12 protein-coding genes are annotated in these 18,320 nt (G+C 39.8%); 7 read left to right on the plus strand and 5 right to left on the minus strand.

Annotation, left to right across the window (positions count from 1 at the left end):
• Positions 1-93 precede the first annotated feature (93 nt).
• The 3 genes from pepA to ACZ1GV_RS02480 are packed head-to-tail and all read left to right on the plus strand — an operon-like array spanning position 94 to position 5,015.
• Entirely contained in the window at positions 94-1,599 is a 1,506-nt protein-coding gene (gene pepA / locus ACZ1GV_RS02470; RefSeq protein ID WP_472675093.1) for a leucyl aminopeptidase, read from the plus strand.
• Between the two features lie 39 nt (positions 1,600-1,638).
• Positions 1,639-2,112, plus strand: a complete 474-nt coding sequence (locus tag ACZ1GV_RS02475) for a DNA polymerase III subunit chi (protein WP_472675094.1) — start codon at positions 1,639-1,641, stop codon at positions 2,110-2,112.
• Between the two features lie 32 nt (positions 2,113-2,144).
• Positions 2,145-5,015: a valine--tRNA ligase gene (locus ACZ1GV_RS02480; RefSeq protein WP_472675095.1), complete on the plus strand. Its 2,871-nt coding sequence runs from the start codon at positions 2,145-2,147 to the stop codon at positions 5,013-5,015.
• Positions 5,016-5,114: 99 nt separating this feature from the next.
• Here the strand turns inward: ACZ1GV_RS02480 and ACZ1GV_RS02485 are convergent, their stop codons facing one another.
• The 4 genes from ACZ1GV_RS02485 to rlmD all read right to left on the minus strand — a co-directional run bounded on the left by ACZ1GV_RS02485 (position 5,115) and on the right by rlmD (position 10,621).
• Complete coding sequence (locus ACZ1GV_RS02485; RefSeq protein WP_210560141.1) at positions 5,115-6,071, minus strand: GGDEF domain-containing protein; 957 nt, start codon at positions 6,069-6,071, stop codon at positions 5,115-5,117.
• A gap of 96 nt (positions 6,072-6,167) precedes the next feature.
• Positions 6,168-7,013 (minus strand): nucleoside triphosphate pyrophosphohydrolase, encoded by an 846-nt coding sequence (mazG, locus tag ACZ1GV_RS02490; RefSeq protein ID WP_472675096.1) that lies wholly within the window; start codon positions 7,011-7,013, stop codon positions 6,168-6,170.
• Entirely contained in the window at positions 7,014-9,242 is a 2,229-nt protein-coding gene (relA, locus tag ACZ1GV_RS02495; RefSeq protein ID WP_472675097.1) for a GTP diphosphokinase, read from the minus strand. It abuts the gene before it with no gap.
• Between the two features lie 14 nt (positions 9,243-9,256).
• The gene (rlmD, locus tag ACZ1GV_RS02500) at positions 9,257-10,621 is read right to left on the minus strand and encodes a 23S rRNA (uracil(1939)-C(5))-methyltransferase RlmD (protein WP_472675098.1); all 1,365 of its coding nucleotides are present in this window, start codon (positions 10,619-10,621) and stop codon (positions 9,257-9,259) included.
• 70 nt (positions 10,622-10,691) lie between these two features.
• Between rlmD and barA the strand changes: the two genes are divergently transcribed.
• Positions 10,692-13,478 (plus strand): two-component sensor histidine kinase BarA, encoded by a 2,787-nt coding sequence (gene barA / locus ACZ1GV_RS02505; RefSeq protein ID WP_472675099.1) that lies wholly within the window; start codon positions 10,692-10,694, stop codon positions 13,476-13,478.
• Between the two features lie 17 nt (positions 13,479-13,495).
• Here barA and ACZ1GV_RS02510 read toward each other — a convergent pair whose 3' ends face one another.
• On the minus strand, positions 13,496-13,981 hold the full coding sequence (locus tag ACZ1GV_RS02510) for a DciA family protein (protein ID WP_472675100.1): 486 nt from the start codon (positions 13,979-13,981) through the stop codon (positions 13,496-13,498).
• 33 nt (positions 13,982-14,014) lie between these two features.
• On the opposite strand from ACZ1GV_RS02510, the gene ACZ1GV_RS02515 reads away from it, so the two are divergent.
• From ACZ1GV_RS02515 to mutT, 3 genes are all read left to right on the plus strand, one after another.
• The gene (locus tag ACZ1GV_RS02515; protein WP_210560135.1) at positions 14,015-14,938 is read left to right on the plus strand and encodes a M23 family metallopeptidase; all 924 of its coding nucleotides are present in this window, start codon (positions 14,015-14,017) and stop codon (positions 14,936-14,938) included.
• 109 nt (positions 14,939-15,047) lie between these two features.
• Complete coding sequence (secA, locus tag ACZ1GV_RS02520; protein WP_472675101.1) at positions 15,048-17,750, plus strand: preprotein translocase subunit SecA; 2,703 nt, start codon at positions 15,048-15,050, stop codon at positions 17,748-17,750.
• A gap of 99 nt (positions 17,751-17,849) precedes the next feature.
• Complete coding sequence (gene mutT / locus ACZ1GV_RS02525) at positions 17,850-18,266, plus strand: 8-oxo-dGTP diphosphatase MutT (RefSeq protein ID WP_472675102.1); 417 nt, start codon at positions 17,850-17,852, stop codon at positions 18,264-18,266.
• Positions 18,267-18,320 lie beyond the last annotated feature (54 nt).

The raw sequence follows: 18,320 nt of genomic DNA on the forward strand, positions 1-18,320 counted from the left end.
CAAGGCTTGATTATAATGGTAAATCAGTGAAAGACCGATAAAAATTTTAAATTTAAGTAGATTACTTTTATTTACTTATATTTTGGAGAGATCATGGAATTTAGTGTAAAAAGCGGCAGTCCCGAGAAACAACGCAGTGCATGCATTGTTGTAGGTGTATATGAGCCTCGTCGACTTTCTCCGGTAGCGGAACAATTAGATCAAATCAGCGAAGGATACATTAGCAATTTATTACGTCGCGGAGACCTCGAAGGTAAACCGGGCCAAGTTTTATTATTACATCACGTACCTAATGTATTAAGTGAACGTGTATTGTTAGTTGGTTGTGGTAAAGAGCGAGAGCTTAACGAGCGTCAGTATCGTCAGATCATTAAAAAGACAATCGATACCTTAAATGAAACCGGGTCTATGGAATCGGTTTGTTTTTTAACAGAAATGCATGTTAAAGGTAGAGATACCTATTGGAAAGTTAGACAAGCTGTTGAAGCAACGATGCATAGTCTATACAGCTTTAATCAGCTGAAGAGTAAAAAAGATGAAGCTCGTCGTCCATTAAGAAAATTAGTATTTAACGTACCAACTCGTCGAGAGTTAGCATTAGGCGAGTCGGCAATCGAACATAGTTTAGCAATTTCTAATGGCGCTAAGTTGTGCCGCGATGTCGCTAACATGCCACCAAATATTTGTAATCCTGCGTACTTGGCTGAGCAAGGCAAAACGTTAGAAGAATACCCAAAGGTTTCTGTATCAACGGTAGGTGAGAAAGAAATGGCTGAGCTAGGTATGAATTCATACTTAGCCGTTGGGCGTGGTAGTGACAATGAATCTATTATGACCATTATAGATTACAAAGGTGGTAAAGAAGGCGATGCGCCAATTGTATTGATTGGTAAAGGCCTCACATTTGATTCAGGTGGTATTTCGATTAAACCATCGGCGCAAATGGACGAAATGAAATATGACATGGGTGGAGCTGCCGGTGTTCTAGGTGCAATGCGCTCTCTAGCTGAGCTAGATTTGCCATTAAATGTTATCGGTATTTTAGCGGGATGTGAAAACATGCCAAGCTCAAATGCTTACCGACCAGGCGACGTATTAACTACAATGTCAGGAAAAACAGTTGAAGTGTTAAATACCGATGCAGAAGGGCGTTTAGTGCTTTGTGACGCGTTAACTTATGTTGAACGTTATAATCCAGAGTTAGTTATTGATGTCGCCACATTAACGGGTGCTTGCGTAATTGCTCTTGGTAAACATGCAACTGGCCTATTAAGTAGTCATAATCCGTTAGCGCATGAATTACTAAATGCTTCAGAACAGTCTGGTGACCGTGCATGGCGCTTGCCATTGTGGGACGAGTATCAAGACCAGTTAGAGAGTCCATTTGCAGACTTTTCTAACTTAGGTGGTCGAGATGCTGGCACTATTACCGCGGCATGCTTTTTAGCTCGATTTACAAAAAAATACAATTGGGCTCATTTAGACATTGCCGGCACTGCTTGGGTTAGCGGTGGACCAAATAAAGGTGCAACCGGACGTCCAGTTCCAATGCTTACACAGTTCTTGATGAACCGTGCGGGTATCGCGGTTGAGCAATAAGCTCAATCGCTATTTTAAAGTAAATTAAGTCGAGTCGTTATGAATGTAATTTTTTGGTTATTATCCGAACAGCATACATTGCCAAAAACAGATGATGCCAAAGATGTAATTCCACATTGGCATTACGCTTGTGTTCTAACGGCTGATTTATACAGGCAACACAAAAAAGTATTGTTAGGTGCAAAAGACCAAGACCACGCACATCAATTAGATGAATGGTTATGGCAGTTTCAAGCGGACCGATTTATTCCACATAATTTGCCGGGTGAAGGCCCGCATTATGGTACACCAGTAGAAATAAACTGGCAGCCGAGTACGCAGCGCCGTCAATGTTTTGTGAATACCAACGAGCACATTCCTGACTATTACCAGCAGTTGAAAGGGATAACTGAATGGCATGACTTCGTGCCAATGGATGATGCAGGCAAAGCAGCCGCTCGTGAACGCTACAAAATTCTTAAACAAGCGGGTTTTAATATTACAACCACGCCAATTCCAGACTCAATCGTTTAAACGACTCAAATAAATTCAAGGCTATTATCAAAATGGATAAAACCTATAATCCTAGTGACATCGAACAATCCCTATACAAAGAATGGGAAGATAAAGGTTATTTTAAGCCAAGTGGCGAAGGTGACAGTTACAGTATCGTAATTCCACCGCCGAACGTCACTGGTAGCTTGCATATGGGGCATGCGTTCCAACATACAATTATGGATGCGTTAACCCGATACAAACGTATGGATGGTTTTAACACTTTATGGCAGGTGGGCACAGATCACGCTGGTATCGCTACACAGATGGTTGTTGAGCGTAAATTAGCTGCTGAAAACCAACCAACTCGTACCGAAATGGGTCGAGATGCCTTCATCGACAAAGTTTGGGAATGGAAAGGTGAGTCTGGCGGTAATATTACCAAACAAATGCGTCGTCTCGGTAATTCAGTCGATTGGGAACGTGAACGTTTTACTATGGACCCTGGTTTGTCAAAAGCAGTAGAAAAAGTATTTGTTGATTTATACAACGATGATCTTATCTACCGCGGCAAGCGTCTTGTTAATTGGGATCCAAAATTACAAACTGCTATTTCAGACTTAGAAGTAGAGAACAAAGATAAAAAAGGCCACATGTGGCATTTCCGTTATCCACTGGCGAACGGACAAAAAACCGCGGACGGCAAAGACTATCTAGTGGTAGCAACTACCCGCCCTGAGACACTTTTAGGTGATACCGCCGTAGCGGTAAATCCAGAAGATGAGCGTTATAAGTCGTTAATCGGCCAATCAATATTACTGCCGTTCGTAAATCGTGAAATTCCAATTGTTGGCGACGAACATGCAGACATGGAAAAAGGTACGGGCTGTGTAAAAATAACGCCAGCACACGACTTTAATGACTATGAGGTTGGCAAACGAAACCAATTGCCAATGATCAATGTTTTAGACTTCACTGGTCATATCCGTAAAGCAGCCCAAGTATTTAATACTAATGGCGAAGAAAGTGATGTTTATGGCACCGATATCCCGGCTGATTTTCAAGGTTTAGAGCGCTTTGCTGCTCGAAAAGCAATTGTTGCCGCAATGGATGAGTTAGGTTTATTAGACGAAGTTAAAGAACATGATTTAACAGTCCCTTATGGTGACCGTGGCGGTGTGGTTATAGAACCAATGTTAACAGATCAGTGGTATGTTCGTGTTGAGTCTATGGCAAAAGTTGCCACTGAAGCTGTACAAAATGGTGATATTGAGTTTGTTCCTAAGCAATATGAAAACATGTACTTCGCGTGGATGCGTGACTTACAAGATTGGTGTATTTCTCGCCAACTTTGGTGGGGTCACCGTATCCCAGCTTGGTACGACAATGAAGGTAAAGTATACGTAGGTTCAAGCGAGGCCGAAGTTCGTAAAGAGCACAAACTTGCAGATGATGTAACGCTTCGCCAAGATGACGATGTACTAGATACATGGTTTTCTTCTGCACTTTGGACTTTCTCTACAATGGGCTGGCCAGATAATCTTGAAGATTTGAAGAAATTTCACCCAACAGATGTGTTAGTAACTGGTTTTGACATTATTTTCTTCTGGGTCGCCAGAATGATCATGATGACCATGCATTTCATTAAAGACGAAGACGGTAAACCACAAGTACCATTTAAGACAGTTTACGTTACAGGCCTTATCCGAGACGAAAACGGCGATAAAATGTCTAAGTCTAAAGGTAATGTTATCGACCCACTTGATATCATTGACGGTATAGAGTTAGAAACGTTAGTAGAAAAACGAACAGGTAACATGATGCAGCCTCAGTTAGCTGCAAAAATTGAGAAAAGCACTCGTAAACAGTTCCCTGAAGGAATGACATCAAGCGGAACTGATGCGCTTCGTTTCACGTTGTCAGCGCTTGCTTCTACTGGACGTGATATTAGTTGGGATATGAAACGTCTAGAGGGTTACCGAAATTTTTGTAACAAGCTTTGGAATGCAAGTCGTTATGTATTAATGAATACAGAAGAACATGATTGTGGACGCGACCTAGCTTCTGATAGTACTGAACTAGAGTATTCACTAGCGGATCGTTGGATTCAAAGCCAGCTACAACAAACGATTGAAACGGTTCGAGGACATTTAGATGCCTACCGCTTCGATCTTGCATCAAGCGCTATGTATGAATTCACATGGAATCAATTCTGTGACTGGTATTTAGAGTTAACAAAACCAGTAATCTTTAAAGGCACACCGGCGCAGCAAAAAGCGACACGCAAAACGCTAGTTGATGTTCTTGAGGCTCTACTGCGATTAATGCATCCAATCATGCCATTTATTACAGAAACAATTTGGCAACGAGTTGTTCCGTTAACGGCATTAGGTGCGAATAAAGCAGACAGCATAATGTTAAGTGCATTCCCTCAATATGAAGCAAGTCGTGTTGATGAAAAAGCGCTAGCTGACGTAGAGTGGCTAAAGCAGTTTATTTTAGTTATTCGTAATATCCGTGGCGAAATGGACTTATCTCCAAACAAGCCTATTTCTGTGATTCTACGCAACGCTTCTGAGCAAGATATGGATCGCTTAGATGAAAATAAAGCCTTCTTAATTGCATTAGCAAAACTGGAAGATATTAGCGTGTTAGCTGAAGGTGAAAAAGCCCCAGCATCAGCGAGTGGCTTAGTTGGCGCAATGGATGTACTTATTCCTATGGCCGGCTTAATTGATAAAGAAGCTGAAATTGCACGATTAACAAAAGCCATTGAAAAAACCAAAGGTGAGTTAAAGCGAGTGACTGGTAAATTATCGAATCAAAAGTTCGTTGATAACGCACCACAAGAAGTGCTTGAAAAAGAACAAGCTAAATTGGCTGACTATCAACAAAGCCTAGATAAGCTTGAGTTGCAACTAACAGAAATTAAAGCTATCTAACAATGCTCGCTTTCTTTATTTATATATTGAGAGCGAATTGTTTACTTAATTTTAGATATTAAATAACCAGCAAGTAATTGTTCAAATTAGGATAGTTATTTAGCTGGTTTTTTTATTTAGCTTTTGCTCAAACATTAAAGATTTAGCTTCTGTTATCCAATCATTTACTGTGTTTATTTGGTCTGAAATCTGGCTCGCACCAATAGATACGTCGACTTTTTTCATATCACCATTCTCTAGCCTAAACTCAACTCTATCGCTTATTCTTTGAAAATAATCTAGTGCCTGTCTAAAGTTGGTATTTGGCAATACAATGATGAACTCATCCTCAAAATAACGACAAACTGAGTCATTGTTCCTGGCTTCATCCATTAAACGGGTTGCTACCGCACGAAGCGCTCTATCACCAAATATTTTGCCATGTTCTTTGTTTATATGTTTTAAGCCATCAATGTTCGTAACAACCAGAGTGGCCAGTGTTTTATGTCGTTTATATTCCTGTATGGAAAATAAAATCTGCTCTTTAGTCGCTTCATATTTCTGGGCACCGCTGAGCAAGTCCAGTGACGATAAACGATCAAGCTCAGCATAAGCATTGCGAAGTTTTACTAAGGCGATATCAAGCGCTTCTTCGGTGTCTTTGAGCTCAACAATGTCTTGGAGTGAGTAGATAAAAAAACTTGGATTATTTTGTTCGTCTTTTACTAAGGAGGCTGTCAGCTTAGCCCAGATGAGATGGCCTAGCTTATGACGATACCTTTTGATGCGAGTAAAGTCAGCGTTTGATTTGCCAGATAAAATAGATTTAGACCAAGATAGACATTCTTTAATGTCCTCAGGCATAGCCAGATCACTAAAGTTCAGATCTAAAAGTTCGGATTGCGTGTAGCCAAGTACCTCACACAACCGTCGATTTATTTTTATAAATTTGCCATTTAAGTCTGTAATCGCTAATCCAGTAGCTAGATTATCAAAGGTCAACCGGTAAATGCTTTCTAGGTCATTGGAAAATGAGGGGAGCTGGTTGTTTTTATTAGTATTAAAATTTAAAGTCATCGATACATTTTTTTTAAACGTTGAGCTTTAAGAATAGCGTTAAAAATAAAAAAAGCATCAATTAATTACCTAGTAAAGGTAATTTTTAGAAAAAGTTTAACTTTCGTTAGCTTTTACTTGTTGCCAAAGGCATTCCATTTCTTCCAGTGACAACGCTTTAAGACTTTGCTCTTTTTGGTTAGCCAATACTTCAACCGATTTAAATCGTCGGGAAAACTTGTCATTTGCTTGTCGTGTTACTTGCTCGGCGTTTAAACCTAAGTGTCGACTCACATTAGTAAGTGCAAAGTAAAGGTCACCCAACTCATCAGCTATACGTTCTTTGTTATTTTGGTGAGCTTGCCCGCTTTTTAATTCAGCTTTAAGCTCGGCAATTTCTTCTTCTACTTTATCCAAAGCACCCAGAACATCAGGCCAATCAAAACCCACATGAGCAGCACGCTTTTGTATTTTTTGAGCTCTATTTAATGCAGGTAGTGCTGCCGGAATATCTTCGAGAATAGAGGTAAATGCTTGACCGGATTTTTCACTTCGTTCTTGCGACTTTATCTGTTCCCAATTGTACTTAATCTGAGAATCGTCAAGTTGCTCATTTGTTAAAACACCAAATACATGAGGGTGACGACGAATTAGTTTTTCAGACATAGTTTGAGCAATACTATCAAAGTCGAATTTATCTTCTTCTTTCCCGAGTTGAGCATAAAAGACCACCTGAAATAACAGGTCGCCCAATTCTTTGGGTAGCTCTTCAAAATCTTCTTGCTCTATGGCTTCAGCCACCTCATAAGCTTCTTCTAACGTGTGCGGCACAATAGACTTAAAAGTTTGTTTTAAGTCCCAAGGACACCCCTGTTCGGGATCGCGTAGCATTGACATAATCGTAAGAAGTTTGTTAATTCCTGTTTGTTCGTTTAACAGTGAAAGCTTTTGCTGAAAATTCATTTAAACTCTTTTAACCTTTAATACTTCATCAACTTGACTGATTTTGTCTAACACGCGATTAAATGCACTAAGGTTATAAACTTCTAATTTTAAACCCATAGTAACAACTTGGTTGTTAACATCAGAATCCGTCGTCATACCTAAAACGTTTATTTTATCATTCGCTAAAATCGTAGTGATGTCTCGCAATAATCCACTTCTGTCGTTGGCAAAGATTTTAACGTTTGCAACAAAACCACCCGAGTATTGCTCTGCCCAGCTAGCTTCAATATATCTTTCGGGATGTTCATCCATAACAACTTTAAATTGGTCACAATCAGCTCTATGAATAACAACACCGCGGCCTTGCGTAATATAGCCAACGATATCGTCACCCATTATTGGATTACAACAGCCAGCAAGTTGGTTCATAAGATTGCCAACACCTTGTAACACAACGCCATTTTGATTCTTTTTAGACTTCTTGCGTGGTTTTTGAATTAACCGAGGATCAATTTCAGGTTTCGGCTGATTCGTTGCTTTAGACTCAATAAAGTTAATGACTTGATATAAGCGAACATCACCGGCGCCAATTGCCGCCAATAGGTCGTCGATAGAATTCATATTGAAGCGCTCCACTGCATGTGAAGTCTCGCTCCAAGGAATATCCAAACGGTTGAGTTCATGCTCTACCATTTGTTTTCCTTCGATAATATTTTTGTCTTTGTCTTGTTGCTTAAACCAAGTTTGAATTTTAGCGCGAGCTCTAGATGAATGGACATAATCTAGGTTTGGGTTCAGCCAATCTCGTTTCGGGTTTGGCTCCTTACCTGTGATAATTTCGATTTGATCACCGGTTTTTAATTGGTAAGTAAACGGAACAATGCGGTTAAATACTTTTGCACCTATACAGCGATGACCGACATTAGTGTGAACATAATAGGCGAAGTCTAATGGTGTAGAGCCACTTGGTAAATCGACAACATCACCGTCAGGAGTAAATACATATACTCTATCTTCAACTACTTGGTTATGGAGCTCTTCAGCAAAATCATTGGTGTCGGCCATCTCCTCTTGCCACTGAAGAAGTTTACGTAACCAGGCTATCTTTTCTTCGTAGCTCGACATTTTAACGTTTTTGTTTTTACTATCGCTCTCTTTATACTGCCAATGGGCTGCAACACCGAGTTCCGCTTCTTCATGCATTTCTTGGGTACGAATTTGAATTTCGATGGGCTTGCCCTGCGGGCCAATAATGACGGTATGAATAGATTGATACCCATTAGGTTTTGGTGTCGCCACGTAGTCATCAAATTCAGAGGGGATATGACGCCAATTTGTGTGAATAACACCTAATGCACCGTAACAATCTTGAAGCTTTTGAGTTGTTACCCTAACGGCTCTTATGTCGAAAAGTTGTGAAAAGTCGTAGTCTTTCTTTTGCATTTTTTTATAGATGCTATAAATGTGCTTAGGTCGCCCATACACTTCAGCTTCAACGCCTATTTCACGCATCTTATTCGATAAGGTTGAAACAAAGTCTTCTAGATACTGTTGGCGGTCTGCGCGTTTTTCTTCCAAATTCGAAGCAATATTTTTATAAACGCTCGGTTGCAAGTAGCGGAAAGAGTAGTCTTCTAATTCCCATTTTAATTGCCCGATACCTAATCGGTTTGCTAGTGGAGCAAATATAGTTTGGGTTTCTTTTGCAGCTAAAACTCGTGTTTCTTCATCGCCGTTTTTTATGTCTCTTAAATAGACTACTTGTTGACTTAGTTTGATAACAACGGCGCGCACATCTTCAACCATGGCCGTTAACATTCGTCTGATTTTTTCTGCTTGCGCAGCCGAGTGTTTTACACGTGAAGACAATAATCCCAAATTAGCCATCTTTCGCACTGCATCGAGTAAAGATAGTGTTGAGCTGCCAAATTGATTAGTGATTTTTTCTTTAAGCTTTTTATCCGTAGCTTGCGGTCCGTAATACGGATATATCATTGCTGCGACGAGACTTTCATCGTCCATACTTAGTTCAAGCATGATTTCTACAATTTGCAAACCTTGGCGCACGAAATCGATATCATGAACTTTGCTGGGTTTTGGAGACTGCTGTTCAGATAAAAGCCAAGTTACACCTTTATCAATGACGTCAACCGTATGTGGTTCTAAACCCGTGTTCGTCAGCCACTCATGGATATCATGGCTGGCTAATACTTTTTCTAGGTTATGAACTCGAGTTACTGAAACCACATTCTTTCCTTACTTCACTTTTCTAATAACACCATAGCTTCCATATGAGCTGTGTTGGGGAACATATTAAGAATACCGACTTTTTTCAACTGATATTCGGCAGCAATAAGCACTTTTAAGTCTCTTACCATAGTAGCGGGATTACAAGAGATATATAAAATTTGTTTTGGTTTTATTTTCGGTATCGTGTGCATTACGGCTAATGCGCCATCTCTTGCTGGATCAAGTAACAATTTATCAATTGGCTTTAACCATTGAGGAGGTCGTTTTTCATCAAAAACTGAAAGGTCAGCCTGATAGGCTTCGATATTATTTAAACCATTTAGCTTAGCATTATGCTTGAGTTGGTTAACCATGTCATTTACTCCCTCTACCCCAATGACCTGTTTGCAACGTTTAGCTAATGGTAAAGTGAAATTACCAACACCACTAAATAAGTCGAGTATGACGTCATTTTCAGAAGGGTTTAACCAAGTCATCGCTTGTTGGATCATTTTATCGTTTACCGATTGATTAACTTGTATAAAGTCTTTTGCGGAAAACTCAAATTTTAAATTATCCGTGTTGTAGTGTAACTGCGCTTGATTTGCGTCTTTATGGCTTCTTAAAACATCAAAACGATTGTCGTTATATTCAATTAACAGGTGGACATTTAACCCTTCTGCAAACGCAATTAGTTCTTTTTGATCGGCTAAGGAAAGAACATCAGTCGCCCTTAAAATGACACATTGATAACTATTTAAATCAAAAAGTTGCAAATGGGTTAAATGACGACCATTTTCAAGTTTTAATAAAGTAGGTTTAATGGTCAACGCTATATTTTCTAAATTAGGCGTCAGTATTGGACATGAATCGATATTAACAATATGTTTTGATTTAGACTCTCTAAACCCAAGAGTAAGTTTGCTCTTTGTTGTCCACCATAAGGCCAATCGAGCTGTTCTTCGGTATCCCCACGGTAAGCTATTAATGGGTTCTTGCCATTCTGCTTGCAACGGCCCTAATTGCATTTCTAATAATTGCTTAAGAGCGGCTTGTTTTTCCACCACTTGATTGTCGTTTGACAGATACTGTAGCTGACAGCCACCACATGTACCAAAGTGTGGACAATTGGGTTTTATTCTTTGGGCGCTAGGTTCAATAATTTCGACTATATCGCCTTGTAATACTTTGTCGGTATAGCTAGTTGGCTTTATTTTGGCTTTTTCACCTTTTAACAAACCTGAAACAAACGCAACTTTATTGTGAGGATTAGACACGATCGCTTTTAGGTTTAGATCGTATTTTTCAACAACACCAACGAAGTGACTTAATTGTTTCGCCGCCGATGCGTGTTTTCTAGACTTAAGTTGTTTTGTAGGCTTAAAAAATTTCGCCATTGTTTGTGCACCCGCTTTGAGTTATTTTAGATGAATATCAATTGGCTTTTATTATACTCGAAAAAACCTCATGAAATCTCAGCTTTCCATGCGTCATTGGGCGTTTGTCGTTATTATATTTCCAACATTGCTAATTAGTTTGCTACTTGGTGGCATTTTAATTTACAAACGTCATATGGAATTGGAAAACGTTTTAATAGAGCGAGGACTTTCTTTAGCTGAACCTCTAGCCATGTTAACAGCCAAGTCTATTCAACAAAATGATGTTGACTTCCTAGCAAAATCATTAGATTTAGCGCATCGACGTGGCAGTCCAGCGGTTAAAAACATCACGGTATTTTCCCCTGACCATCAAGTCTTTTTATCAACTAATGAACATGCCGGAATTAACGAAACTAAATTGCCAGCCGGTAAAGCTGTTCCAGCAGTGAGTAGCGTGCAACGAGTCGGTGATATCGTTTATATCCGCTCTCCAATATGGGGAGAAAATATTAAACCTTCGAATTTACTTGTAATCAATGGTGATAATCGTGCTCTCTACGGGTATCTAGTCGTTGAGCTAAGTCGTAATAAAGTGTTACTACAACAGCAGTCGTCACTATTGTTAATGGTAAGTGTGTTAGTTGTGGCTTTATTTATTAGTTTTGCCGTTGCGCAAATGTTTATCAAGAAGCTAGTTAACCCGATTGAAAGGATTAACAAATCGATAAAAAAAATAGCGGCGGGTAACACTAAGTTACGAATAACTGACAAGTATTTGGCTGAGTTAGATGTACTACGCGAGGGAATTAATACACTTGGGAAAAAAATTCATTTAGCCAATGAGCAAGCCGAACATAATATTAGCGAGCACACTCAAGAGTTACATCAAACGGTAGAGCTGTTAGAAATACAAAACGTTGAGCTGAGTATTGCAAGAAAAGATGCTCAAGCAGCGAATGATGTTAAGTCCCAATTTTTAGCGAATATGTCACATGAACTAAGAACCCCGCTTAATGGCGTATTAGGCTTTACAAGACAGCTGAAAAAAACACCTCTAAATGACAACCAAAATGACTTTTTAGAAACGATAGAGTCTTCCGCAAAAAATCTACTGAGAATTATTAATGATATTTTAGATTTCTCAAAATTAGATGTTGGCAAAATGGAACTGGAGACGATTCCTTTTTCATTGAGAGATACGGTTAATGAAGTGATGACTTTAATGGCTCCGACTATTTTTGATAGAGGAATCGATGTTCATCTCGGCATCGACTCCTCTACACCCGACTCGCTAAGAGGTGATCCTGATCGCCTCAAGCAAATCATTCTTAATTTAATGGGTAACGCTCTAAAATTTACGCATCAGGGCTTTATTCGTTTAGATGTGCAATACAAAGGTGGCGATGAACAGGGTCATAAAATAAAGTTTATCGTTTCAGATACAGGTATTGGCATTGAAAAAGATGTAATTCAAAAGTTGTTTTCTGCTTTTGGTCAAGCCGATAGCTCAGTTACGCGACGTTTTGGTGGCACCGGACTTGGTCTCAATATTTGTAAAAAGTTAATTGAAGCTATGGGGGGTAAAATCAGTGTTAAAAGTGAAAAAGATCACGGTAGTAGTTTCTATTTCGATATTGTCGTAAAAGAGAATAGTGTCGAAGTTGCAGAGCCTATTATTACCGATGTATTAACCGACAAACGCTTGCTCATCTTTGACAACAATAACCAATCACTCACCGATATAAATAACCTACTAGCAGATTATACTAATTTGCAAATTACAACGTGCGAAAGCCAAGCTGAGTTTACCGAAAAGCTGAAACAAGACTTTGACTTGGTTTTGATCTCTAGGAATGTATCGCCAAGTACAATTGGTCTCTTGCAGCAACTTGTATCAGAAGCAACAGCATCATGCAGAAATACAATAGCTATGATAGGCAGTATTTCACCTAATCTAAAAGAAGCGTTAATTGGCTCTGGTGCAATAGCCTGTATTAGTAAACCAATCAACCACAAGAAACTCATTGAGGCATTAAAAAGTCCATATCAAGTAGCCGAACAAGAAGAGCAAATAAAAACAATATCCTTTAGTGGTTTAAAGGTATTAGCTGTGGACGATAACAAGTCAAATTTAAAGCTATTAACGACGTTGCTAACGGAAATGGCGGTAGTGGCTGACACTGCATATGATGGTCTTGAAGCTGTTAATATGGCTAAAAAGCATAGTTACGACTTGATATTTATGGATGTACAAATGCCCATTATGGATGGTGTCACGGCTTGTAAAGAAATAAGAGCATCATCAATCAACGAGACAACACCTATTATATCAGTCACTGCTCATGCAACGTCTGAAGAACAAGAAACAATGTCAGACTGCGGCTTTGATGATTACTTAGCGAAACCGATAGATGAGTCTGTTCTTAAACAGATTTTGATTGAGTTTGCCGGCAATGGTTATAAGGTATCAAATAACCAAGTGGTAGCGCAGGAGGCCGTTTTGAAAGGCGGCTCGGCTCCAGATTTTGCGGGCTACCATCATATAGACTGGCCAATGGCTTTACAAAGAGCAGCAGGCAAAAGAGACTTAGCAATTCAAATGTTGGACTTATTGCTCAAGAGTATTCCCGCAACAATTGAGTCAATAAATCAAGGAATGGCAGAGGATGATGCTGAGCAGGTAATAAAGGCTATCCATAAGTTTCACGGCGCGTGTTGTTATACTGGAATACCAAAAATAAAGTCATTAACTGAGCAAATTGAAATAAACTTAAAAGCGTTGCGAAAAATAAAGGCATTAGAGCCTGAGTTATTTGAACTACTAGATGAACTAGAGCAACTAAAAGAAGAATCGCAAAGTTGGGTTTTGAGCTAATAAATAACGAAAGTTTGTTATTTATTTTTTCTGTGTAGCATTAAACGCTCTAAAGATTGTTTTAGTTTGTCATCGCTCGACTGAGCTATCGACTGTATTGAATTAGCAACTTCGTCAGGAATTAACGTCGACTTTTGGCGTGTTGGTGGTGCAACTATTTCTGAATTATTGGACTTTTTTAACGGGTTTAACATCGTTGAACGAGGACTGACCTTCATCTCGACAGTAACGGTTGCTGGATTGATTTTACGTCTAACGTGCGAGAGAATGTTCGACTGATGCATTTTAAACGCTGTTGCGATCGTCGCAGACGGGGTTTCAAGGTACAATATAGAGTTTTTAAAGTTGCTAACAATAATGTTTTGAGCGATATTGTCGCCTAAAATAGAAACAAGTAGCTTTTGAATGGCTCGAAAATTGCTCGTTTTTTGTTGGTAGTTCACTAAATTCGCGCTTGCTTTATCGCGTGACATTAAATCATTTAATGATTTTGGTGATTTCACAACATTTAATCCATATAGACTAGGTAGTATTTAATGAGTTTAACACTTATTTACAAAGGAAAGAACGTTAGCTTTAAGGTTAAAATGCCTAAAGCTCAATGGCTGCCTATCGCAGTTGGTTTCCTTGTTGCTGCCATTTGGTTCGTCAGCTATGCGGTTGTTGAGAACAGCGATACCAATCACGTTCGCGAACAACTGATATTAGCGCAAAAAGAATACAGTGACGAAAAGCTCCAAATCATTGATTTAAAACGTCAAGCCGAACATCAACTAAGCGCATTAACCCTAAAGTTAGGCGAAATTAAAGGCCAAGTTAATCGCCTAGATGCAGTCGCCAGTCGGGTTGCATCCCAAGCTAATATTCCCGCCGAAGAGTTTAACTTTGATTTAGATTCAAGTATTGGTGGGCCTAGTACAGAGACAGCTGGCGATGTAGTTTCTAATGTGGATGACTTGTTCGCTGAAATGGAAGGAATGCTGCAAAAGCTTGATGGCCAAGAAAGAAGAATGGCAGTACTTGAATCTATATTAATGAATACCCATATAGAAGAAGAAATTTTTGTATCGGGCCGACCTATAAAGTCAGGATGGTTATCTTCCTACTATGGGGTCCGAAAAGACCCATTTACTAGCATGCCTGCTATGCACAAAGGCTTAGATTTTGCCGGAGATGAAGACGCACCTGTTGTCGCGACAGGGGCAGGCGTGGTAACGTGGGCAGATAGTCGCTTCGGTTATGGAAACTTGGTGGAAATTGATCACGGTGATGGCGTGGTCACTCGATATGGACACAATAAGTCTCTATTAGTTGATGTTGGTGACATAGTCACAAAAGGCCAAGCCATCGGTAAGATGGGTAGCACGGGGCGCTCCACGGGTCCCCATGTGCATTATGAAGTGTTAAAACGTGGTAAACAAATTGATCCATTGCCTTATGTTTACCGAAAAGCGAACTAGTGAAATATAAAGCCAGGATTGGTGTCTATCTAGTTGTACAGGAACTAAACAGTCGGCCTTTAGCCGATTGTTTTCATTATAAGAACAGTCAGAAGTAAAGCTGAAAAATATGATCTCTTCACTATTAACAAAATTATTCGGTAGCCGAAATCAACGTACGCTAAAACAATTAAACAAAATCGTCGATGCGATTAATGCTTTAGAGCCACAATTTGAGAGTCTCTCGGATGCTGAGCTTAAAGCAAAAACGGTCGAGTTCCGCGCTCGTTTAGAGGCGAATGAAACGCTAGACGATATTCTTCCAGAAGCCTTCGCCACAGTTCGTGCAGCAAGTAAACGTGTGTTCGAAATGCGTCACTTTGACGTGCAAATGATTGGTGGCATGGTGTTAAACTCTGGCAGTATTGCAGAAATGCGTACTGGTGAAGGTAAAACATTAACGGCAACCTTACCGGCTTATCTAAATGCCTTAACAGGCAAAGGTGTGCATGTTATCACTGTAAACGACTACTTAGCCCGTCGTGATGCTGAGTATAATCGTCCTCTTTTTGAATTCTTAGGCATGAGCGTTGGTTGTAACGTTCCTGGCATGAGCCATGAAGAGAAAAAGCAGGCATATCAAGCCGATATTACCTATGGCACGAACAATGAATTTGGTTTTGATTACTTGCGCGACAATATGGCATTTAGCGCTGAGGAACGAGTTCAAAAAGCACTAAACTTTGCACTGATCGATGAAGTCGACTCCATTCTAATTGATGAAGCACGTACGCCTTTGATTATATCTGGTCCAGCCGAAGATAATTCTGAAATATACATCGAAATAAATAAAATTGTGCCACTGTTGGAACGTCAGGAAAAAGACGATGAAGAGGGCGTTGAGGGTGATGGCGACTACACTGCCGATGAAAAAGGCAAACAAGTTTATTTAACTGAGCGCGGGCAAATTCGCGTTGAGCAAATTTTACAAGAAGCAGGCGTAATTGCAGAGACAGACTCTTTATTCAGTGCTGTTAACATCCCTTTGCTGCATAACGTTTATGCGGCACTTCGTGCGCACATCATGTATCAAAAAGATGTTGATTATATTGTTAAAGACGACGAAGTTATTATCATCGATGAACATACTGGCCGCACAATGGAAGGGCGTCGTTGGTCTGAAGGTTTACATCAGGCCGTAGAAGCAAAGGAAGGCGTTCGTATTCAAAATGAAAACCAAACATTAGCTTCTATTACATTCCAAAATTTCTTCCGTATGTATGACAAATTGTCAGGTATGACAGGTACTGCCGATACCGAAGCATTTGAATTTCAACAAATCTACGGGCTAGACACGGTAGTAATTCCTACTAACAAACCTATGATCCGTAACGACATGACGGACTTGGTTTATCTTACGCAGTTAGAAAAGTACCGAGCAATCATTAAAGATATTAAAGATTGTCAAGAGCGTGGCCAACCTGTCCTAGTCGGTACCGTTTCAATAGAATCTTCTGAATTACTTTCGCAGTTATTGAAAAAAGATAAAATTAAACACTCGGTTCTAAATGCTAAGCAACATGAAAAAGAAGCACAGATTGTTGAAGATGCTGGTCGCTCAGGCTCAGTAACTATTGCAACTAACATGGCCGGTCGTGGTACCGATATCGTGTTAGGTGGAAACTGGAATGCAGAAGTTGCGCGTCTTAAAAACCCAACGGAACAACAAGTAGAGCACATTAGATCGGAATGGAAAAAGCGTCATGATGACGTAATTAAAGCCGGTGGTTTACATATTATTGGTACTGAGCGTCACGAATCTCGTCGTATAGATAATCAGTTGCGTGGTCGTTCTGGTCGTCAAGGTGATGCAGGTTCATCGCGTTTTTACCTATCGATGGAAGACACATTAATGCGCTTGTTTGCCTCTGAGCGTGTCACTGGCATGATGCGTAAACTGGGTATGGAAGAGGGTGAGGCAATAGAGCATCCTTGGGTAAACAAAGCTATCGAAAATGCTCAACGTAAAGTTGAAGCACGTAACTTTGATATCCGTAAACAGTTATTAGAATATGATGATGTTGCGAATGATCAGCGTAAAGTTATTTACTCACAGCGCGACGAGTTATTAGACGATGGTGATATTGGCGAAGTTATTGAGAGTATTCGCCGAGATGTTGTTGCTACGGTTTTAGATACACATATTCCACCTCATTCTCTAGAGGAAATGTGGTCATTGGAAGCGCTAGAAGAGCAATTATCTGCTGATTTTGGTGTCGAAATGCCTGTTCGTAAATGGCTAGATGAAGACAAGAGCTTGCATGAAGAAACGCTTAAACAAAGAGTGAGCGAAGAAATTGATGCGATGTATCTAGAAAAAGAACAACACGTTGGTCCAGAAGTGATTCGTCATTTCGAAAAAGCTGTAATGTTACAAACATTAGACCAGCATTGGAAAGAGCACTTGGCGGCAATGGATCATCTTCGCCAGGGTATTCATTTACGTGGTTATGCACAGAAAAACCCGAAACAAGAATACAAGCGTGAATCTTTTGAGTTATTCAGCAATATGCTAGAGCAACTTAAAATTGAAGTGATTAAAATTTTATGTCGAGTTCAAGTTAAAGCTGAAGAGGATGTTGAAGCTGTTGAAGAGCAACGTCGTAAGGCTGAAGCTGCAGAAAGGGAATATCAACATGAGTCAACTAACCAGTTAGCAGATGAGCAAAAAACAGAGGTTAGTGTTAGTAACCGCGTCAAGGTTGGTCGTAACGATCCTTGTCCATGTGGTTCAGGTAAGAAATATAAACAATGTCACGGTAAGTTAAGCTAGCGCTCAACTAGCTTGGTGATATTAAAAAAGGTGAGCAGAGCTCGCCTTTTTTGTTATATAGATTCTATTAAAGATTATTAGGTAACGTAGTAGGCGGTTATGACACAAACAAACATGTCTGATAATAAGCGAGCGATAAGAGTTGCAGCCGCTATTATTCAAATTAATGGGAAATATCTATTAAGTAAACGTCTAGAACATTTGCATCAGGGCGGAAAGTGGGAGTTTCCCGGTGGTAAAATTGAATCCGATGAGAGCGTTGAACAAGCTTTGGTGCGAGAGCTAAAAGAAGAATTGGGAATCACAGCTACAGCCCAAACTCGCTATCATGAGTTAGAATTTGATTACCCTGAAAAGCGCGTGCAGTTATATTTTCAACTGGTTGAGCGCTTCAATGGTGAGCCCGCTGGGAAAGAAGGCCAATTGGTGAATTGGTTCAGTAAAGATGAGCTTTTAGCTTTAACATTTCCCGATGCAAATGAGCCTATACTGAAGCTTATTGAAGCTGAAAAATAAAAGCATTATTGCATTGCATAAAGCAAAGCAGTATTTGAGTAGATACACTAATAT

Source organism: Psychrosphaera sp. HA2-10, from assembly GCF_055693745.1.

Excerpts from the sequence above, each read along its gene's own strand:
- pepA (WP_472675093.1), top strand. The coding sequence starts at position 94 with ATGGAATTTAGTGTAAAAAGCGGCAGTCCCGAGAAACAACGCAGTGCA.
- ACZ1GV_RS02475 (WP_472675094.1), top strand. The coding sequence starts at position 1,639 with ATGAATGTAATTTTTTGGTTATTATCCGAACAGCATACATTGCCAAAA.
- ACZ1GV_RS02480 (WP_472675095.1), top strand. The coding sequence starts at position 2,145 with ATGGATAAAACCTATAATCCTAGTGACATCGAACAATCCCTATACAAA.
- ACZ1GV_RS02485 (WP_210560141.1), bottom strand. The coding sequence starts at position 6,071 with ATGACTTTAAATTTTAATACTAATAAAAACAACCAGCTCCCCTCATTT.
- mazG (WP_472675096.1), bottom strand. The coding sequence starts at position 7,013 with ATGAATTTTCAGCAAAAGCTTTCACTGTTAAACGAACAAACAGGAATT.
- rlmD (WP_472675098.1), bottom strand. The coding sequence starts at position 10,621 with ATGGCGAAATTTTTTAAGCCTACAAAACAACTTAAGTCTAGAAAACAC.
- barA (WP_472675099.1), top strand. The coding sequence starts at position 10,692 with ATGAAATCTCAGCTTTCCATGCGTCATTGGGCGTTTGTCGTTATTATA.
- ACZ1GV_RS02515 (WP_210560135.1), top strand. The coding sequence starts at position 14,015 with ATGAGTTTAACACTTATTTACAAAGGAAAGAACGTTAGCTTTAAGGTT.
- secA (WP_472675101.1), top strand. The coding sequence starts at position 15,048 with ATGATCTCTTCACTATTAACAAAATTATTCGGTAGCCGAAATCAACGT.
- mutT (WP_472675102.1), top strand. The coding sequence starts at position 17,850 with ATGACACAAACAAACATGTCTGATAATAAGCGAGCGATAAGAGTTGCA.